Below are 18,568 nucleotides of genomic sequence, written 5' to 3'. Positions count from 1 at the left end.
TTAAAGCGCGGATTATGTTCTGCGCTTTTTTTATTTTAACTTATAAATACTTATGCTGAAACTTGAAAATGTATCCTTCGCTTACGACAAAGATCCCGTTTTAAAGAATATTAGCTTTACACTGGAAAAAGGTGAGAATGTTTCTATTATTGGCCAGAGTGGCTGTGGAAAAAGCACTTTATTAAAGCTAATTTACGGTCTTTTACATACAGAAGGGGAAATTTATTGGGGAAACAAAGAACTGCTAGGACCAAATTTCAACCTCGTTCCCGGAGAACCCTTTATCAAATATCTGGCACAGGATTTTGATCTAATGCTCCCATTAACCGCAGCAGAGAATGTGGGAAAGCACCTTAGCAACTTCTACCCTATTAAAAAGAAACGTAGAATTAAGGAATTGCTTGAGGTTGTGGAAATGGAAGATCTTGCCGATAAAAAAGCGAAATTATTAAGCGGCGGCCAACAGCAACGCATCGCTTTGGCAAGAGCATTGGCAAAAGAGCCGGAAATAATCTTGTTAGATGAGCCTTTTAGCCATATAGATCACTTCAGAAAAAATAATTTAAGAAGACGACTATTTTCATATCTAAAAGAAAAGAATATTACCTGTATGATCGCTACGCACGATAGTACCGATGCGCTATCGTTTGCCGACAGGACCTTTGTTTTAAAAAACACCCGCATTTATGCTGATGGGACTCCGGAAGAATTATATCAAAATCCGCCCAATAAATATGTGGCTTCGCTCTTCGGGGATGTGAACCATGTAATGCTGAAAAACCTTCGGAAGAAAGAATCCAGCCGAAAACGAGTAATTCTATATCCTCATGAAATAAAGATCACAGGCTCTTCAGAAATTGAAGCCGAAGTGATAAAGACCTATTTCAAAGGAGAGAATTATCTGATAGAAGCAGGTTTAAATGGAGAGAAAATTCTTGTGGATCATAAAAAAGAGATAACTCCCGGAAAGAAAATAAAACTCAAGATTTCAGAAGATCTAATTCAAAAACGACTTAAATAATATCCAGGATTCTGAAATCCTTTCCATTTATTGTGAATTGATCTCCTTCTTCTTTTCCAAGAAGTTGCTGTGAAATAGGAGCTTTAACCCCTACCGCATAACATTTTTGATTTGCTGCCTTAATTTCTCCCGCCGGGATGGAGATAAAATAGTTCGCCGCATTTGTCATTACTACACTTCCTAAAACCACTTTATCTGTAGGTTTATGATCTTCGATCCTTTTTAGAATTTGCGACAAACGCTCATATTCGTTCATCTGAACAGTCAATTTATTCCATTCAATATTGATCATTTCCCTGCCGGTTTCATATTTATCACCGGCACTGCTTTTAGACTCATTTTCCAGGTCTTCCTTAAGGCCATTCATAGCTTTTTGAACAACAGCAATTCGTTTGTTCAGATATTCCCGGCAATCCTGAATTAGTTCAATACGGGTTAAGTCTTCCATTAATCAAGTATAAATTTACCATAATTCTGCATCTGCCTCACGATCCAGTTTTTCCTTCCCTGAATAAAACTTGAAGCAGGATTAGCTCTATATTGTCTTGGATTTGGTAATACTGCCGCAATCGCCGCCGCTTCGTAGGGATTAAGAGTTTCAGCATCTTTTTTAAACCAGTGCTGAGCGGCCGCCTGGGCTCCATAAACCCCTTTCCCCATTTCTATACTATTTAAATAAACCTCCAATATTCTTTCTTTGGTCCAAATGATCTCGATTAAAAATGTGAAATATGCTTCCATCCCTTTCCTAAACCATGTTCGGCTAGGCCAGAGAAACACATTTTTTGCAGTTTGTTGAGAAATTGTGGAGGCTCCTCGAATCTTTCTCCCAGAGCGATTGTCCTCCATTGCTTTTTCTATAGCCTTAAAATCGAAACCACTATGATTGGCAAAATTTTGATCTTCACTGGCAATTACGGCAAGTTGAAGATGTCTGGAAATATCTTCCATATGCACCCAGTCGTGTTCAACCGACTCTTCAGGATTCTCAAAGTACCTTATTGCCATTAAAGGTGTAAATGGAACGGGCACCCATTTATACACTACGACGATAAAAACGCTAAAAAGAAAAAGCCCCAATAAGACCTTGAAAATGAATCTGAATATTTTTTTTATCATGATTTTAATGCTAGATCTGCTAATTCTTTCCCTACCATACTTCCAATGGCAATTCCCATTCCGCCAAGGCGTACACCGCAGTATATATTATTTGAAATTTCCCTGATAATTGGTTTTTTTTGATCTCCAACCCCCATAATTCCGCTCCAGGATTGCTGGATCTCAAAATCTATTTCAGGTAACACACAGGTTTTTAAGAGCTCTTTAAGTCTATTCTGAATAATACCTGTTAGACCGGATTTATCGGTTTCTTCGGTCTCAAAATCCAGGTTTCTACCACCACCAAACAATACTCTATTCCCAATATTACGGAAATAATAATAGCCTTTATCTAAATGAAAAGTCCCTTTGAATGGAATATCTTTAATCGGTTTTGTAACTAAAACCTGAGCTCTGGCCGGTTTGACCTGCTCTATTCCCAATCTGGAAGCAAAACCATTGGTAGCAATAATGAGCTTTTTTGATTGAAAATTGAATTTATTGGTTGTTATGGAAATTCTACTACCAATTTCTTCAAATGATTCAACTTCTACTCCATTAAGAATACGAATCTCTTTAGTAATGGCCTTTTTCACTAAGGCGGTCATCATCTTTCCAGTATCAATCTGTCCTTCGAATTTATTGAAAATAAGATCTTGTTGAATCTTTTTAAAACCAAACTTATTCCTCGATTTCTCAAATACCTCCTTATCAAAAACTGGTTTTAAAATTTCATTTACTTCAGGAATTCTTTCAAGGCATTGTTTATAAAGCTCCTCGTCTGCCTCTGTAAACAATTCGTAACCTCCATTTTGTTGATAATCTATGATCTCATCCCCTAAATTATTCCGAAGCAATTCAAGACCTTTTTTGCGCTTTTCAACTAATCTTACAACCTCATGCTTAGAATGTGTGTTAAGATCGTCCAGAATCTCTGAAATACTTCCGAAACAGGCGAATCCGGCATTTTTAGTACTAGCTCCTTCCGGCAGCATCCCTTTTTCGAGCATGATCACTTTTGAATTGGGTTGCTGTTGCTTTATTCTTAGTGCACAATTAAGCCCGGTAATTCCACTGCCAACAATACAATAATCAATATCCGAAAACCAGGAATCTGTTTCCCAGAAGGAAAAATTCATAAGCGATAATTTTTTCAAAATCTGAATGTACAAAAAAACCTCGCAGGTTTTAAAAGCCTGCGAGGTTTGAATTTTATCTTAAAGCTCCTTTAAGAATCTTCTTCCAGAGGTTTCATCTTGAAATCCTCCATGAATTTTGTAGTATAATTTCCTTCTACATAATCTGGATGATCCATCAACTGACGATGAAAAGGAATGGTGGTTTTAACTCCTTCAATCACAAATTCGTCCAATGCACGCTTCATCTTACTGATCGCTTCTTCTCTTGTTTGAGCAGTAGTGATTAGTTTAGCGATCATAGAATCATAGTTTGGCGGAATTATATAACCGCTATACACATGAGTGTCTATACGAACTCCGTGTCCTCCAGGTGCATGAAGATTCGTGATCTTCCCTGGGGAAGGACGGAAATTATGAAAAGGATCTTCCGCATTAATTCTACATTCTATGGAATGTAACTGCGGAAAATAATTTTTTCCTGAAATTGGCACCCCAGAAGCAACCAGAATTTGCTCTCTAATTAGATCGTAATCTATCACCTGTTCGGTAATAGGGTGTTCCACCTGGATACGGGTATTCATTTCCATGAAATAGAAATTTCTATGTTTATCTACAAGAAATTCTACCGTTCCGGCACCTTCATATTTAATATATTCAGCTGCTTTTACAGCCGCATCTCCCATCTTTTTACGGAGGGTATCCGTCATGAATGGAGAGGGTGTTTCTTCGGTTAATTTTTGGTGACGGCGTTGTACAGAACAATCCCTTTCAGAAAGGTGACATGCTTTTCCACTGCTGTCTCCAACGATCTGGATTTCGATATGGCGAGGCTCTTCAATAAGCTTTTCCATGTACATCCCATCATTCCCGAAAGAAGCATCCGCTTCTTTTCTTGCAGATTCCCAGGCTGGTTCAAGTTCTTCTTCTTTCCAAACAGCACGCATTCCTTTACCTCCACCACCGGCGGTAGCTTTGAGCATAACAGGATAACCTACCTCTTTTGCCAGTTTTTGGCATTCCTTAAAATCTTTTATAATTCCTTCAGATCCCGGAACACAAGGTACACCTGCAGCTCTCATTGTAGCTTTGGCAGTTGCCTTATCTCCCATTTTCGCGATCATATCTGGGGAAGCACCGATGAATTTAATCTCGTGCTCTTCACATATTTTTGAAAATTTGGCATTTTCAGACAGGAATCCATATCCCGGATGTATTGCGTCTGCATTAGTAATTTCTGCAGCAGCAATGATATTCGATATTTTGAGGTAAGAAAGGTTACTTGGTGCGGGACCTATACAAACGGCTTCATCAGCAAATCTTACGTGCAGACTTTCAGCGTCGGCAGTAGAATATACCGCAACCGTTTTAATCCCCATTTCTTTACAGGTACGAATCACGCGTAATGCGATTTCCCCTCTGTTGGCAATCAATATTTTTTTAAACATACCTAGTTGCTTTTAAAGTTCTGAAGCCCAGAAAAGGGCTTGCAGTTGTTAAAACGGGCAGTAATTTATGACGGATCTACTAAGAATAAAGGTTGATCAAATTCTACCGGAGAAGAATCTTCAACAAGTACTTTTACGATCTTTCCTGAAACTTCACTTTCAATCTCGTTGAAAAGTTTCATCGCTTCAATGATACAAAGTACATCCCCCTCTTTAATGGTATCCCCAACTTCAGCAAAAGTAGGTTTGTCTGGAGAAGGTTTTCTATAGAAAGTACCAATAATTGGAGACTTTACCGTAATATATTTTGAGTTGTCTTCAGCTGCAGCGTCTTTTGAATCCTGCTGAGGAGCACTTTCCTGCTGTGCAGGAGCCTGTTGTTGTGGCTGCTGAGCCGGCATTTGAGGCATTTGTTGTTGTCCTCCTACCGGAACCTGCTGTACTATGGTAGTTTCCTTTTCGTCTGAACCTGTTCTAATGGTAATTTTAACATCTCCTGTTTCCAGTTTTACCTCACTTGCGCCAGATTTGGCTACAAATTTTATCAGATTCTGAATTTCCTTTAAATCCATAATAATTGGTGTTGGTTTTTATGAGTTATAAGCCCATTTAAGGTAAGTAGCTCCCCATGTGAAGCCACCCCCAAAAGAGGCAAATATTAAATTATCTCCTTTTTTAAATTTCTTTTCGTAATCACTTAATAATAAAGGCAGGGTTGCGGCAGTGGTGTTTCCATACCTCTGGATATTCATCAATACTTTATCTTCATCAGTAAGGTTCATTCTATTGGCGGTGGCATCTATAATACGCTTATTTGCCTGATGAGCTACCAGCCAGTTTACATCCTCATTCGTAAGATTATTCTTTTTCATGATCTCTTCGCTGACGTCTGCCATGTTGGAAACCGCAAATTTGAATACAGTTTTCCCGTCCTGTCTAACGTAATGAAGTTTTTGCTCTATTGTTTCTTTAGTTGGTGGTATAAGGGATCCTCCGGCAGCGATTTTGAGAGAATTTCTACCAATAGAATCGCAACGTAAAATTTCATCCTGAAGACCTAAACCTTCTTCATTTGGTTCCATAAGAACTGCTCCTGCTCCATCTCCGAAAATAATACAGGTGGTACGATCTGTATAATCAATGATAGATGACATCTTATCGGCACCAATTACAAGAACTTTTTTGTAGCGCCCAGATTCAATATAAGCTGCGCCGGTAGACATTCCATATAAAAAACTGGAACACGCTGCCTGCAAATCATAAGAAAATGCGTTAGTTGCGCCAATCTCGGTTGCGACATGAACCCCAGTAGCAGCTACTGGCATATCGGGAGAGACTGTCCCCAGGATAATAAGATCTATTTCTTTGGGATCCAGATCTGTTTTTCGAAGAATTTCTTTTGCAGCCTGAATTGCTAAATATGAAGTCCCTTTGTCAGGATCTTTGAGAATACGTCTTTCTTTAATTCCTGTTCTGCTAAAGATCCACTCATCTGTTGTATCAACCATCTTTTCCAACATTTCGTTGGTCAAAACATCTTCAGGCACATAGCCACCTACAGCTGTGATTGCTGCTGTGATTTTATTCATAAAATTGGATTTAATTCACCCTTTGCCGATCCATAAATGCGTCTAATCTTCATAGAAAAGTACTAAATTTAATTATAACCGGCGTGCAAATTAAGGTCTTTTTAGGACTTATTCAACTAAAAACAAAAAACTCCCACCATGTGAGAGTTTCTGTGATTTTTGAAGCTCTTAATCCTTGACTATGCTTCTACTTCTTCAGTATTATCAATTAATACCTGACCTCGGTAATATAGTTTACCTTCGTGCCAGTGAGCTCTGTGATACAAGTGTGCTTCACCTGTTACAGCATCTACAGCCACTTTTGGAGCTGAAGCTTTATAATGTGTTCTTCTCTTATCTCTTCTGGTTTTCGAGATTTTTCTCTTTGGATGTGCCATGGCTTCCTGTTAATTATTCGTTTAATAAATTTTTTAATTTGTCCCAGCGAGGATCTATATCATCCTCTTTCTTCTTTTTCTGATTTTTCAAACTAAGCTCTTCTAGCTTATCAAGTACTTCAGATTCCAGTGTTCCATCTTCAACTCCCGGATGAATTCTCTTAGGTGGTACAGAAAGTACTACCAATTCATACACATATTGTTGAATATTAACCTCATAATCACCATGCGGCAATATGAGCAAATCTTCATCTTCGTTGTTGAACTCGTCACCAAATTTAATCACCAGAAATAATTCACTATCTATTGGCTGATCGTATGGCTCATTAGTAAGATCACAATTGACATTCACTGTTCCAGTTGCTCGAAAAGTTAGCTCCATCATAGTGCTTTTCTTCTCAAACAATAGATCGATCTTTACATCTGCACTATTGAATTCCTCGTACTCAAAATGTTCAAAGAACCTGTTATCTAACTCATACTCAAACTGGTGTTTCCCAAGTTTTAATCCCTTGAAAGGAATAGTAAACTCCGCTAAATTCCTCATCTCTCCTCAGTTTTGAGTGCCCAACGTTTCCGTAAAGGCGGGTGCAAAGATATAAAAATTAATCAATTATGTACTTTTTATAAACAAATTTTTGTTTATATCTTCTTGCCTTGTTTCTTCAACGGATTTTCGGTCAAAACTTTATATTCTTCCCGAGCCTTATATATCTCGATTCCTTTAAATACAGCTTCCTTAAATGAATTGATATTAGCTTCATTCTTTCCGGCGATCTCAAAAGCGGTACCATGGTCTGGCGACGTTCTCACCTTTGTTAGTCCCGCAGTAAAATTAACTCCCATCCCAAAAGAAAGGGTTTTAAACGGTATTAATCCCTGGTCGTGATAAGAGGCGACTACGGCATCAAAATTCTTGTAGTTCTTGGATCCAAAAAAGCTATCTGCTGAATATGGCCCAAAGACAAGGTCTCCTTTATCCCGTATCTTTTGAATAGTAGGTTTTAATATTTCCTCATCCTCCTTACCTATTACCCCGTTATCTCCACTATGTGGATTAATTCCTAAAACAGCAATTTTTGGTTTCTGAACTCTAAAATCCTGCTTTAAGGTTTTCTGAATAGTTTTAATTTTCTTTTCAATCAATTCAGGAGTAATCACCGAAGCTATATCTTTAAGTGCAACATGATCTGTTAATAAACCAATTTTCAGGTTATCTGTGATCATAAACATGAGACTTTCTCCACCCAGCTCTTGTGCAAGGTAATCTGTATGACCTGGAAATTTGAATTTATCAGATTGTATCGTTGCTTTATTAATTGGAGCTGTCACCAATACATCGATTTCATCTTTTTTTAGAGCAATAGTAGCTGCTTCCAGAGAGCGGAATGCATAATCCCCTATTTTCACATCTTCCTCGCCAAAATTAATATTGACATTTTCTTTCCAAACATTTACCACATTTACTTTTCCATCTATCGCATTAGACGGATGGTCTATCCCCTGAAAATGCATGGAGAGCTTATAATGCTTTTTTAAAAAATTGAGAATTTTTGACGATGCAAAGATAATCGGGGTGCAAAAATCCAGCATTCTGGAATCATCAAATGTCTTAAGCACAATCTCACTTCCAATGCCATTCAAATCTCCAATGCTGATTCCCAATTTGATCATTTCGCTTTGTTTCATAAACTTTCCCGATATAATATTTTAATTTTACACACAAATGTAACCATTATTATAGAAAACAATGTTCACAGGGATCGTAGAAGAAATAGGAAAAATAATCAGTATTACGAAATCGGCAGGCAATTTGGATATTACCGTAAAAGCTAAAATGACCCCTGAGCTGAAAATAGACCAGAGTGTTTCCCATAATGGCGTTTGTCTTACTGTTGTTTCTATTCAAGACAATGAATACACCGTTACAGCAGTTAATGAAACTCTTGAAAAAACTAACCTGGGAAGCCTGGATAAAGGTGATCAGGTAAATCTTGAAAGAGGTATGAAGTTAGGCGCGCGTTTAGACGGACATATTGTTCAGGGACATGTAGATCAAACTGCCACTTGTAAAGAAATTATCGAAAAAGACGGAAGCTGGGAATTTACCTTTGAATACAATCCTGAAATTGGAAACATTACTATAGAAAAAGGTTCAATTACTGTAAATGGCGTAAGTCTTACTGTTGTAAATTCAAAGAAAAATGAATTTAGCGTAGCTATTATTCCATACACTTTTAATAATACTATTTTCAATAACTTAAAGGCTGGAGATATGGTAAATCTGGAGTTTGACGTTATTGGAAAGTATGTAAAAAGGATTAGCGAATTTTCCTAGACCGGTTCAAAATTGCGCAGTTTATAGCAGCCATACATCAAACCCACTCCCATTAGAATATAAACGTAATCGTCTATAGGTAGACAAAGTCCCGGTGGCACTGATGGGCCATTACCGTTACCGTTGCCATTTCCAGGATCACAAGGCGGACCTTTATGCCTTTTTTCAGTAGGTGCAGGAGGTCCATCTTTTTGGGCATAAGACGTGACAGAGACACCTAATAAAAGTGTCAAGATCAAGAATATACATCTAATCTGCCCCATTGATGTTCGGTTAATAGTATCGGCGAAAGCCAACAAATTTAAAATTCTATAAACAATTAAACGACTAAGGTAAGAATTTTCCACTTCTGACTCGATTTACCTTCGAATCGAAGTCTTTTTAAAAAACTTCCGGTCATTTATAATAACTACGAAAATAATCAAAACGAAGTTTTAATAATCAACTAAAAATCAAATAGTTCATTCTGATTAAACAAATATCTGTTTTGTTTGAGTCAGGCAACAGACTTTGAAGAACAAACTTCTACCTTTCAATTGATTATCTATCTAAATTAACCATTTTCAGGATATTATGACTTGTTTATAAGCATCTTTGTTTTACCCATCAAAATTTATCCCTAATACTGAATTTTGTAAATCTATATTTTCACTCTTTCTCCTTGTTACCAGAGGTTCCCGTATTTATTGTAGAACTTCAATAAAAGAACTTTCTGAAAATTTAAAAGCGACATCTATCGTATTACAAATTTTAAGCATAATGTAGGTATAGCCAATTTTACGTAAAATAGAATTCACGAGCATTTTTACCTATCTTCCCTTATAAATCTTATAAAACTGTTAAATTAAAATTTTAAAACGTTAACTGAATTAACAATCTTAATATACTTTTGCAGAAATATAATTTGCGATGATTAAGAATAAAAATGAAAAAAGAATATTGATTCTCTCTATAAGTCTTTCCGTTCTTGCATTGATAGCTTTTATTTACTTTGTGATAACAATTTAGAAAAGATATAATATAATTTTTAGAACCCGATTTTAATTAAAAAAGCCCTGCATTTCTGCAAGGCTTTTTTTGTGGTCCCACTTGGGCTCGAACCAAGGACCACCTGATTATGAGTCAGGTGCTCTAACCAACTGAGCTATGGGACCGGATACGTATTTATATCGCGAGCGCAAATTTAGATAATTGCAGCTTATGCACCAAACAAAATATTTCTATTTTTCCTGACACAGTTCTACCAATACCCCATTTACATCTTTTGGGTGCATAAAAGCAACCAACTTATTGTCGGCTCCTGGCTTTGGAATTTCATTTAACAATCTAAAACCTTCCCCTTTAAGCCTCTCAATTTCAGTATTAATATCGTCTACATAAAAAGCTATGTGGTGAATGCCCTCGCCTCTCTTTTCAATAAATTTTGCAATGGGACTTTCCGGATTCGTGGCGGCAAGCAATTCAATCTTACTTTCGCCAACTTGAAAAAATGAAGTAGAAACTCCTTCACTTTCTACTGTTTCCGTTTTATAATGTTCGGCGCCCATCACAGTTGCATATGTTTTATTAGCCGCTTCCAGATCTTTTACCGCTATCCCTATATGTTCTATTCTTTTCATAATACTTTCTTATACATCTTTAATCACTGAAATAATATATTCAAATATGAAAAACCTGTTTGTGCATTTCAGCATTTACTGTTTTCTTCTATTTGTAATCTGTACAAAGATCAAAATTTATAGACAATTGATTCAAAAAACATCGTAAATCGCTATTTCACATCTAAATATTTTACTTTTGTAGCATGGAAGAAACAAACAGACAAAAGAAGATAGGTGGATTGTTGCAGAAGGACCTGGCCGATATTTTACAAAATTCTCTTAGAGAAAGCGGCAGGACAGGAATCTTGATTTCTGTTTCCAAAGTTAGAGTCACTACAGACCTTTCTATTGCCAAGGCTTATGTAAGCATTTTTCCTTCAAAACATCAGGAAGAAGTGATAAAGGAAATTAATGAAAATAAATCTCAAATAAAGCATGAGATGGCTCAACGCACCAGACATCAGTTAAGAAAAATGCCAGATTTGAGCTTTTACGTAGACGATTCCCTGGAATATATAGATGGAATTGAAAAGTCTATAAAAGGTAAAGAAGATCCTGTTGCTAATCCAGATTTATTAGATAAGAGGAAAAAATCTTAATTTGAAATTTCCACTCTATATCGCTAAAAGGTACCTTTTTACTAAAAGTAAAAGCAATGCCATTAATATTATTACCATTATCGCAGCGATTGGAGTTTTTGCAGGAGCATTTTCGTTATTTATCGTACTCAGCGGATTTTCAGGCCTGAGAGATTTCAGTCTTTCCTTTTCCAACGAATTTGATCCCGACCTTAAAGCATTTCCGCAGGAGGGAAAGGTGATCAAAATTTCAGAAGAACAAATCAATCAACTTCAGCAAATTGATGGTGTTGAAACTTTTAGTAAGATCGTTGAAGAAAGGGTGATACTTACTTATAAATCTAAAGAGCAACCCGCTTATATCAAAGGAGTAGACGAAAAGTACAGAAGCGTTAATAAAATTGATAGTTCCATTGTATTTGGAACCTGGCTTACCAACAGTGAACCACAGGTAGTTATAGGGAACGGACTTTCAAGATTGCTTGACGTAGGAACTTTTAATTATCAGAATCTTCTCAAAATCATGGTTCCAAAGCCCGGAAAGGGCGCTATCACGATGACCAATCTTCAGGATGCGTTTAATACCAGACAAACTATTGTAAGTGGTATTTATAGTGTGAATGAAGAACTGGATGATAAATACGTTTTTACACACCTTAACTTCGCAAAAGATCTTCTGAATCTTGGAGCTGAAGAATATTCTGCGATTGAATTTAAATTAAGACCTGGAGTCTCTACAGATCAGGTGACAGAAGAAATCAATAAAGTTTTTGATGGTAATGCAACGATTAAAACACGTGCAGAACTTAATGACGCGCTTAATAAAATGTTGAATTCAGAAAACCTCTTCGTCTATCTTATTTTCACCCTTGTATTGACCATTGCCCTATTTAATGTTGTGGGATCTATCATTGTGATGATCCTGGATAAAAGGGAAAACATCAAAACACTGCATAGCCTAGGCGCTACTCCAAACCAGATTAAAAATATCTTCTTTTTACAGGGAATGTTAATGACTGGTTTAGGAGGGATTATAGGTCTTGCCGTAGCAGTAGTACTTATTATTCTTCAAATGAATTATGATCTGGTAATGATCACACCAAATCTACCTTATCCTGTAGCAATGGAAATCGAAAATATTTTTATTGTTCTAATTACCATTTTCACCCTTGGTTTTATCGCTTCCTATATCGCTGCAGGAAGAAGTAAAAAAGCCCTGGTTTAATTAGGCGAATTCGTATCCAGCAAATTCTTTCTCTACCTCATCGAAAGCTTTAAAAACGTCTACGGAATCATCACTGGTGACCATCTTCATTCGATATTCTTTAAAGTGCGGAATTCCTTTAAAATAATTGGTATAATGACGTCGGGTTTCAAATACACCTAGACGTTCCCCCTTCCAGTCAATCGCCATTTGAAGATGCCTTCTAGCAGCATCTACGCGCTCTTCCAGCGTTGGAGGAGCCAAATGTTTTCCGGTTTCAAAATAGTGTTTTACTTCTCTAAAAAACCATGGATAGCCAATGCTTGCACGACCAATCATAGCGCCATCCAGGCCGAAATTATCACGCATTTCCATTGCTTTTTCCGGTGAATCCACATCGCCGTTTCCAAAAACAGGAATATGCATTCTTGGATTATTTTTCACCTCAGCAATAGGCGCCCAGTCGGCTTCTCCCTTATACATCTGGGCCCTGGTTCTGCCATGAATAGAAATTGCCTTGCAGCCAACATCCTGCAATCTTTCTGCTACCTCCACAATTTTAATGGAATCATGATCCCAACCCAATCTCGTCTTTACAGTAATGGGTAAGCTTGTGTTTTTTACCATGGCTTCTGTTAAAGAAACCATTAGGTCTATATCCTTCAGAATTCCGGCTCCGGCTCCTTTAGAAACCACTTTCTTTACCGGACATCCAAAATTGATGTCTATAATATCGGGGCCCGATTTTTCAACAATTTCAACCGATTGAAGCATAGACTCCAAATTGGCTCCAAAAATTTGAATTCCAACAGGACGTTCTTTTTCGTAAATATCGAGTTTCATAGTGCTTTTCGCGGCTTCACGAATAAGCCCTTCAGAAGAGATAAATTCAGTATACACCACGTCTGCTCCCTGTTCCTTGCAAAGTGCGCGAAACGGCGGGTCACTCACATCTTCCATCGGTGCCAAAAGCAACGGGAAGTCTCCTACCTCTATATTTCCAATTTTTGCCAAAGCTGCTGTTTTTCAGGAGGCAAAATTACTAAATAATTCCTATGCCTGAAAATTACTTAACTAAGCGGCGCTATTATGGATTTTTAGTTTCTAAACGTTCACTTTCGTCTGCAGTGATCGCTCTCTTATTATCACCTAGTTTGAAATTTCCAAATTTATAGGTGACTCCAAACCTGATCATACGTGACTCTGGCATGGCGAAAAAAGAGTTATTCTGATTTAAATATTGAGATCGCAACGGCATGTTCATCGTATTAAAAACGTCTTCAACATTCACGGTGGTAATTAACCTGGAATCGAAAAAAGTCTTTCTTAAACCGAAGTTCAAACCAAATTGAGATTCTTCAAATTCATACGAACCCACTACATAATCTGGAATATAGGTGGTAGTAACTTCCCCGGAAAAAGTGCCATCCTTAGATAATGTAAAGAAATTCCCGGCATATATATAGGCTCCAAAAGTATCATTGGTCACAATCTGGCCTCCACTTTCCAAAGCCGGAAAATCATTTTGCATATAGAAAAATGAGGTATAGGCAGAAAAAGTCCACCAATCATTCAAATAATCATAATAGCTTATATCAAAACTATATTGCTGAGAAAAATCCATATTCAAACTGGAAGATCGAAGATTTCTGTTAGTATTATCCTGAAAAGGTATGGTTGCAATCTCATTATTGGCCTTGTCCCAGTAGAGATCAAAAAATAATTTATTCTTATATCCATAACTAAATTTGATCATATTCGAAATCGCAGGCATCAAATTTGGATTTCCGTCCTGAAAATTATTCTCATTCAGAAAATATCTATAGGTATTTAAATCTTCAAAACGTGGCCTGGTAATTCGTCTACTATATTCCGCACTAAATGAATGGTCTTCAGATGCATTATAATTCAGGTAGAATGTAGGAAATAGTTCAAAATAATCCTGGGAATTAACCAATCCCATACTTTCTGAAACTCCCTGTACATCGGTATATTCTCCGCGCAGCCCTAATTTCAGAGACCATTTTTCCCAGTCTTTAGACATACTGGCATAAGCGGCGTAAATATCTTCCTCATAATCAAGTTCATCAGATAATTCTTCTGAAAATTGTCTCGTTCCCGTGTTGGTATCAAAATAATCCTGCCCGCTTTCTGTTCGTAAACTGGAATATTTCAACCCAGATTCAAAACTTGTAGAACCTAATGGGGTTGAAATGTCTACCTGTCCCGTGTAGATCTCACTATTTTGCATCGCTTCTGTTGTGAAAGAATTATTTCTTAAAAAACTCCCGTCCTCGTCAAAATAATTCGTCATGATATGCTGAAATTGGCTATTATCATAATTGATATAATTTCCAATGGCAGCTAAAGTTCCATTTTCACCAAGACTGGTATTATAAGTAGCCGCAAGAAGTATATTATCTGTTTGGCTGTGTAGTCGACTATCTGTTGTGAATAATGAATCCAGCGAATTCGTACTGTCATTGATATTCGTCAAACCGTTTATATCACTGTCAGTGTCTGGAGTAATCTGGATATTGGCACTCAGACTTAATGTACTCGCTTCACTAAGTGTAAAGTCAAGAATGGTATTAAGGCTGTGTGAATTCATATTCGTATTCCTCTCAAAATCGGTTAACCACCTTGAATCAACGTCACCGTTAGGTGTATAATATTCTATAAAGCCTTCGTCCTTTTTTACTAAATCCCGCTGGTTGTAATTATAACTTGCATACACATTTAACCAGTCTGTTTTATAATAATGGCTGGTACCAACATTATACTTGGGAACTATAGCAATGGTATTGGAAGCATTCAAACTTCCTTTGTAGCCAATGGAAATATTTTTTGAAGTCTTGATATTCAGAATAGCACCGCCTTCTGCATCATATTTTGCCGGAGGATTGGTAATTACTTCAACAGATTTTATATTTTCCGCAGAAAAACCTTCCAGTAATTGTTGCAGTTCGGTTGAGCTTAAATACACCTTCCTGTCATTGATGTAAACTGTGGCAGCTCTGTTCTTTACTAACAAATTTCCCTGGCTCACGATCACTCCCGGTGTCCTTTTTAAAACTTCAAAAGTGTTTCCGGTAGAAAGTATAGTGTTCTCCACATCAAAGACCAACCTGTCTATCTCTCTGGTTACCTTAGGTTTTCTGGCATTTACAGTTACTTCGTCCAGGGCGTCTGATGCCTCTTCAAGACTGATAAGGGGAATATTTGTATCGCCTTTTACACGAAGCTTTTGAAGATATTCCGCATATCCTACAAAAGAGACTTTTAAAAGGTAAGTACTATCTTCTACATTCTCTATTACAAAACTTCCGTCTTCTTCTGAAGTGCTTCCTTTATATACGCTGGTGGAATCTTTTGCGCTCAGTAAAATTACATTAGCAAAGGCCACCGGATCATTATCCTGATTTAGTATTTTTCCTGAAACCGAATTCTGAGAAAAGAAAACATATGGAATTAATAGGACAACAAGGGGGATGAACTTATTTTTCAGCATAGAATGGTTAGTATAATATTCAATAAAACCTCGACAAATATAAAATTTATTGAATACTTCTGCTGTTTTAAAAGAAGTCTCTTAGCTTTTAAGCTTATTTTTTAGGAATTAAGGAAATATAACGTCGCTATTACTAAATGAAGTCAAATGCTATTGAATTTGAAAAATTAAAATATCTATTCCATTTAGTATGAGAATTCCTGCCAACTTATTAACTATCTACTTTAACCAAATAAGGTTATTCTGATACTACTTCTGAATTAGCATCTGTGAAAATATCTTTCTGTTTCAGGTAAATTAGTTGATCATCGGTCTCATTAAAAACTCTTTTAGTACGCAGATAACGATTGTAATTATACTCGTCAAAATCTGAAGCGGTGGTGTCCATAGTACTTACATGAACATCCCCCATGGAATGGATAAACCGATTCTCTCCAATCCACATTCCTACATGTATCACTCGTTCTGAAGTTGAATCTGTTGCTGGTCTTCCGAAGAATAAAAGATCTCCGGGAATAAGATTTTCAAAACTTTTTGTGGAATCTACCAGTTTACCTGTGTGTATCTGCTGGGAAGCATCTCTGGGAATTACCATCCCGTTTAGAAAATATACCGTTTTCGTAAAGCCACTACAATCTACTCCTTTTGGCGAAGTTCCTCCCCATAAATATGGCAGACCCATCAGTTTTTTGGAAGTTTCAACAAGATCTTCTTTTTGCATGTCAAGGGAAGAAAGCCAGTTTTGATAAGGTTGCGCTTCTGCTTTCGCTATAAAGGCTTCTCTCCCATCAGGATAAATTGCCTTAAAAAAACCATTTTCTTCGCTTAAAAGCTCTAAAATATCTCCTGCAACAAGATCTGTAACACTTTGAGAGTTGTTATCTGGTTTCTCATGTGAACTCCCAAAAGGTTTTAGATAAATTAGCTTTTCAGAAGATTTCCATTCTGAAAACTCTTCTTTAGTTTTATTGGCAATTCCGCCGTAGTCTACCCAGCCCAGATAACCATCTGGAGTCTGGATATAATACCAGCCTCCCTGTTTTTTGTAAACTTTTAAAGGCATTCCCAAGGTAGCCTGTGTCACCAGTTGAGCTGAATGTTTTGGTTCGTCTCTTAAATTCGCTACAGAAATTTTTACCACCCCCATCGTTTTGTCTTCCAAACCTTCATTATCGGGAAGCATTCTTATACTATCGGTAAATTTCAGATTTTGCGCGGTCATCTTTTGTTTCAGACCTTCCACCGCAGCAGGCAGGTTAGATTCTCCCTTCAGAATATAAGATTGATCTTTTTTTACTGCCTCAACATCAAAAAGCGCTACCCGACTATCTGGAGCATATTCTTCACTTACTTGTGAAATAAAAGCATCTGCTTCATTAGTAGTATCCTTTTCAGCTTTTTCTTCACAGGACATAAATACCAAAAAAGCCACTATGGCCATATAATTCAACTTCATTTTCATGATATCCAAAGTTTTATTCAAAATTAAACAATTTTGCACCGGTTCCGTTTCTATCGGGAAAATGTACTTTTTTATTATAAATCTTTACCCCATCTGCAATATCATTACGAATAAGCATGGCACCATCCATATCTACATAATCCAGCATTGGTAATAGCTGGCCAATCGCCGACATTGAAATCGTAGATTCCGTCATACAACCTACCATCACTTTTAATCCAAGTTTACGTGCCTTTTTTATCATTCTTCTCCCCGGTGTAATTCCCCCGGCTTTGGTAAGTTTTATGTTCACGCCATGAAAAAATGGAGCACATTTTTCTACATCGCCTTCTAAAATGCAACTTTCATCTGCAATCAGCGGAAGTGAAGTTTTTTTATAAAGATCTTTCATTCCTTCTACATCTCCTGGCTTTAAAGGCTGTTCCAGGAATTCTACATTTAGTTCTTTCAAAATAATACTGTTTTCAATCGCCTGCTCTAATGTCCAGGCCGCATTCGCATCCAACCTAAATACCGAATTTGTATGTTTTCGAAGTTCTTTGACAATGGCTACATCTTTATTAGTACCCAATTTTATTTTATATAGTGGCCAGGGAAACTCTTTAATCTTCCGCACCATAGTATCTACCGTATCTATCCCAATGGTATAATTGGTTAAGGGCACATTAGAAATATCCAGTCCCCACATTTTATAAAGAGGGAGTTCGTTTCTTTTCCCATGGAGATCGTGCATGGCGATATCCAGGGCGCATTGAGCAAATGGATCGTCTCTTAAATGCGGAAATGTTAATTCCCATAATTCTTCTGGCGTGCGATGAATATTTTCAGCAATAATTGGTTCTACAGATTTGATGGAAGCAATCATTTTTTCCACTGAAACTCCGTAATAAACTGTAGCGGCAGCTTCACCATAGCCGGTAAATTCTCCATCAGATAGAATTACAATAAGCGTTGGCTGAAAATCTCGCGAACCATGACTTATGGTAAAGGTGTTCTTCAGTTCAAGATTAAATGATCTGTATTTTATTTCCATCTAAAGCTATTCAAATTCATTCCCTATACTTGTTATATACAGAATTACTAACAACAAACAAAATAATAAAAATGCTTGTCCGGTTCAACACCTACTATAAATTTTGTCATCCTGAGCGCAGTCGAAGGATTAATAAAAGACATTTCGACTGCGCTCAATGTGACATAAAATA

Annotated in this window: 19 protein-coding genes and 1 tRNA gene; 4 read left to right on the top strand and 16 right to left on the bottom strand. The window is 37.0% G+C overall.

The window, feature by feature from the left end; translation table 11 throughout:
• Window positions 1-52 precede the first annotated feature (52 nt).
• Window positions 53-1,021 carry an ABC transporter ATP-binding protein gene (locus tag GFO_RS15800; RefSeq protein ID WP_011711191.1) on the top strand — a complete coding sequence of 323 codons (969 nt, stop codon included), beginning with the start codon at window positions 53-55 and terminating at the stop codon, window positions 1,019-1,021.
• Here GFO_RS15800 and GFO_RS15795 read toward each other — a convergent pair.
• The 9 genes from GFO_RS15795 to pdxA form a co-directional block, all read right to left on the bottom strand.
• Window positions 1,014-1,469, bottom strand: coding sequence for a transcription elongation factor (locus GFO_RS15795; protein ID WP_011711190.1), 456 nt, complete (start codon window positions 1,467-1,469; stop codon window positions 1,014-1,016). The two genes, GFO_RS15800 and GFO_RS15795, sit on opposite strands and share 8 nt — an antisense overlap.
• The gene (gene mtgA, locus GFO_RS15790) at window positions 1,469-2,140 is read right to left on the bottom strand and encodes a monofunctional biosynthetic peptidoglycan transglycosylase (protein WP_011711189.1); all 672 of its coding nucleotides are present in this window, start codon (window positions 2,138-2,140) and stop codon (window positions 1,469-1,471) included. The genes GFO_RS15795 and mtgA overlap by 1 nt, the downstream gene beginning before the upstream one ends.
• Complete coding sequence (locus tag GFO_RS15785) at window positions 2,137-3,258, bottom strand: NAD(P)/FAD-dependent oxidoreductase (protein ID WP_011711188.1); 1,122 nt, start codon at window positions 3,256-3,258, stop codon at window positions 2,137-2,139. The genes mtgA and GFO_RS15785 overlap by 4 nt, the downstream gene beginning before the upstream one ends.
• Window positions 3,259-3,347: 89 nt before the next feature.
• Window positions 3,348-4,703: an acetyl-CoA carboxylase biotin carboxylase subunit gene (gene accC, locus GFO_RS15780; protein WP_011711187.1), complete on the bottom strand. Its 1,356-nt coding sequence runs from the start codon at window positions 4,701-4,703 to the stop codon at window positions 3,348-3,350.
• A 65-nt stretch (window positions 4,704-4,768) separates the two neighbouring features.
• Window positions 4,769-5,275 (bottom strand): acetyl-CoA carboxylase biotin carboxyl carrier protein, encoded by a 507-nt coding sequence (gene accB / locus GFO_RS15775; protein ID WP_011711186.1) that lies wholly within the window; start codon window positions 5,273-5,275, stop codon window positions 4,769-4,771.
• Between the two features lie 18 nt (window positions 5,276-5,293).
• Window positions 5,294-6,292 (bottom strand): beta-ketoacyl-ACP synthase III, encoded by a 999-nt coding sequence (locus GFO_RS15770; RefSeq protein WP_011711185.1) that lies wholly within the window; start codon window positions 6,290-6,292, stop codon window positions 5,294-5,296.
• A gap of 179 nt (window positions 6,293-6,471) precedes the next feature.
• Window positions 6,472-6,669: a 50S ribosomal protein L32 gene (gene rpmF / locus GFO_RS15765; protein ID WP_011711183.1), complete on the bottom strand. Its 198-nt coding sequence runs from the start codon at window positions 6,667-6,669 to the stop codon at window positions 6,472-6,474.
• 13 nt (window positions 6,670-6,682) lie between these two features.
• Window positions 6,683-7,216, bottom strand: a complete 534-nt coding sequence (locus tag GFO_RS15760; RefSeq protein WP_011711182.1) for a YceD family protein — start codon at window positions 7,214-7,216, stop codon at window positions 6,683-6,685.
• Window positions 7,217-7,311: 95 nt separating this feature from the next.
• Window positions 7,312-8,358, bottom strand: coding sequence for a 4-hydroxythreonine-4-phosphate dehydrogenase PdxA (pdxA, locus tag GFO_RS15755; RefSeq protein ID WP_011711181.1), 1,047 nt, complete (start codon window positions 8,356-8,358; stop codon window positions 7,312-7,314).
• A gap of 61 nt (window positions 8,359-8,419) precedes the next feature.
• On the opposite strand from pdxA, the gene GFO_RS15750 reads away from it, so the two are divergent.
• Window positions 8,420-9,007 carry a riboflavin synthase gene (locus tag GFO_RS15750; RefSeq protein ID WP_011711180.1) on the top strand — a complete coding sequence of 196 codons (588 nt, stop codon included), beginning with the start codon at window positions 8,420-8,422 and terminating at the stop codon, window positions 9,005-9,007.
• On the opposite strand, the gene GFO_RS15745 is transcribed toward GFO_RS15750, so the two are convergent.
• The 3 genes from GFO_RS15745 to mce form a co-directional block, all read right to left on the bottom strand.
• Window positions 9,004-9,270 (bottom strand): hypothetical protein, encoded by a 267-nt coding sequence (locus GFO_RS15745; protein ID WP_041250169.1) that lies wholly within the window; start codon window positions 9,268-9,270, stop codon window positions 9,004-9,006. The two genes, GFO_RS15750 and GFO_RS15745, sit on opposite strands and share 4 nt — an antisense overlap.
• An 817-nt stretch (window positions 9,271-10,087) precedes the next feature.
• Window positions 10,088-10,161: transfer RNA gene (locus GFO_RS15740), tRNA-Ile, on the bottom strand.
• A gap of 66 nt (window positions 10,162-10,227) precedes the next feature.
• Window positions 10,228-10,626, bottom strand: a complete 399-nt coding sequence (mce, locus tag GFO_RS15735; RefSeq protein ID WP_011711178.1) for a methylmalonyl-CoA epimerase — start codon at window positions 10,624-10,626, stop codon at window positions 10,228-10,230.
• 185 nt (window positions 10,627-10,811) lie between these two features.
• Between mce and rbfA the strand changes: the two genes are divergently transcribed.
• Both rbfA and GFO_RS15725 read left to right on the top strand, forming a co-directional pair.
• Entirely contained in the window at window positions 10,812-11,207 is a 396-nt protein-coding gene (gene rbfA, locus GFO_RS15730) for a 30S ribosome-binding factor RbfA (protein ID WP_011711177.1), read from the top strand.
• Window position 11,208: 1 nt separating this feature from the next.
• Complete coding sequence (locus GFO_RS15725) at window positions 11,209-12,411, top strand: ABC transporter permease (RefSeq protein WP_011711176.1); 1,203 nt, start codon at window positions 11,209-11,211, stop codon at window positions 12,409-12,411.
• Here GFO_RS15725 and dusB read toward each other — a convergent pair whose 3' ends face one another.
• The 4 genes from dusB to GFO_RS15705 form a co-directional block, all read right to left on the bottom strand.
• On the bottom strand, window positions 12,412-13,404 hold the full coding sequence (dusB, locus tag GFO_RS15720) for a tRNA dihydrouridine synthase DusB (RefSeq protein ID WP_011711175.1): 993 nt from the start codon (window positions 13,402-13,404) through the stop codon (window positions 12,412-12,414).
• Between the two features lie 73 nt (window positions 13,405-13,477).
• On the bottom strand, window positions 13,478-15,901 hold the full coding sequence (locus GFO_RS15715) for a TonB-dependent receptor domain-containing protein (protein WP_011711174.1): 2,424 nt from the start codon (window positions 15,899-15,901) through the stop codon (window positions 13,478-13,480).
• Window positions 15,902-16,139: 238 nt separating this feature from the next.
• Entirely contained in the window at window positions 16,140-17,363 is a 1,224-nt protein-coding gene (locus GFO_RS15710) for a C40 family peptidase (RefSeq protein ID WP_011711173.1), read from the bottom strand.
• Window positions 17,364-17,376: 13 nt separating this feature from the next.
• Window positions 17,377-18,396, bottom strand: coding sequence for a dipeptide epimerase (locus GFO_RS15705; RefSeq protein ID WP_011711172.1), 1,020 nt, complete (start codon window positions 18,394-18,396; stop codon window positions 17,377-17,379).
• Between the last annotated feature and the right edge of the window lie 172 nt (window positions 18,397-18,568).

The sequence above is a fragment of the Christiangramia forsetii KT0803 genome (assembly GCF_000060345.1).
Taxonomy (GTDB): domain Bacteria; phylum Bacteroidota; class Bacteroidia; order Flavobacteriales; family Flavobacteriaceae; genus Christiangramia; species Christiangramia forsetii.
This window is presented reverse-complemented; position numbering and strand designations above follow the sequence as displayed.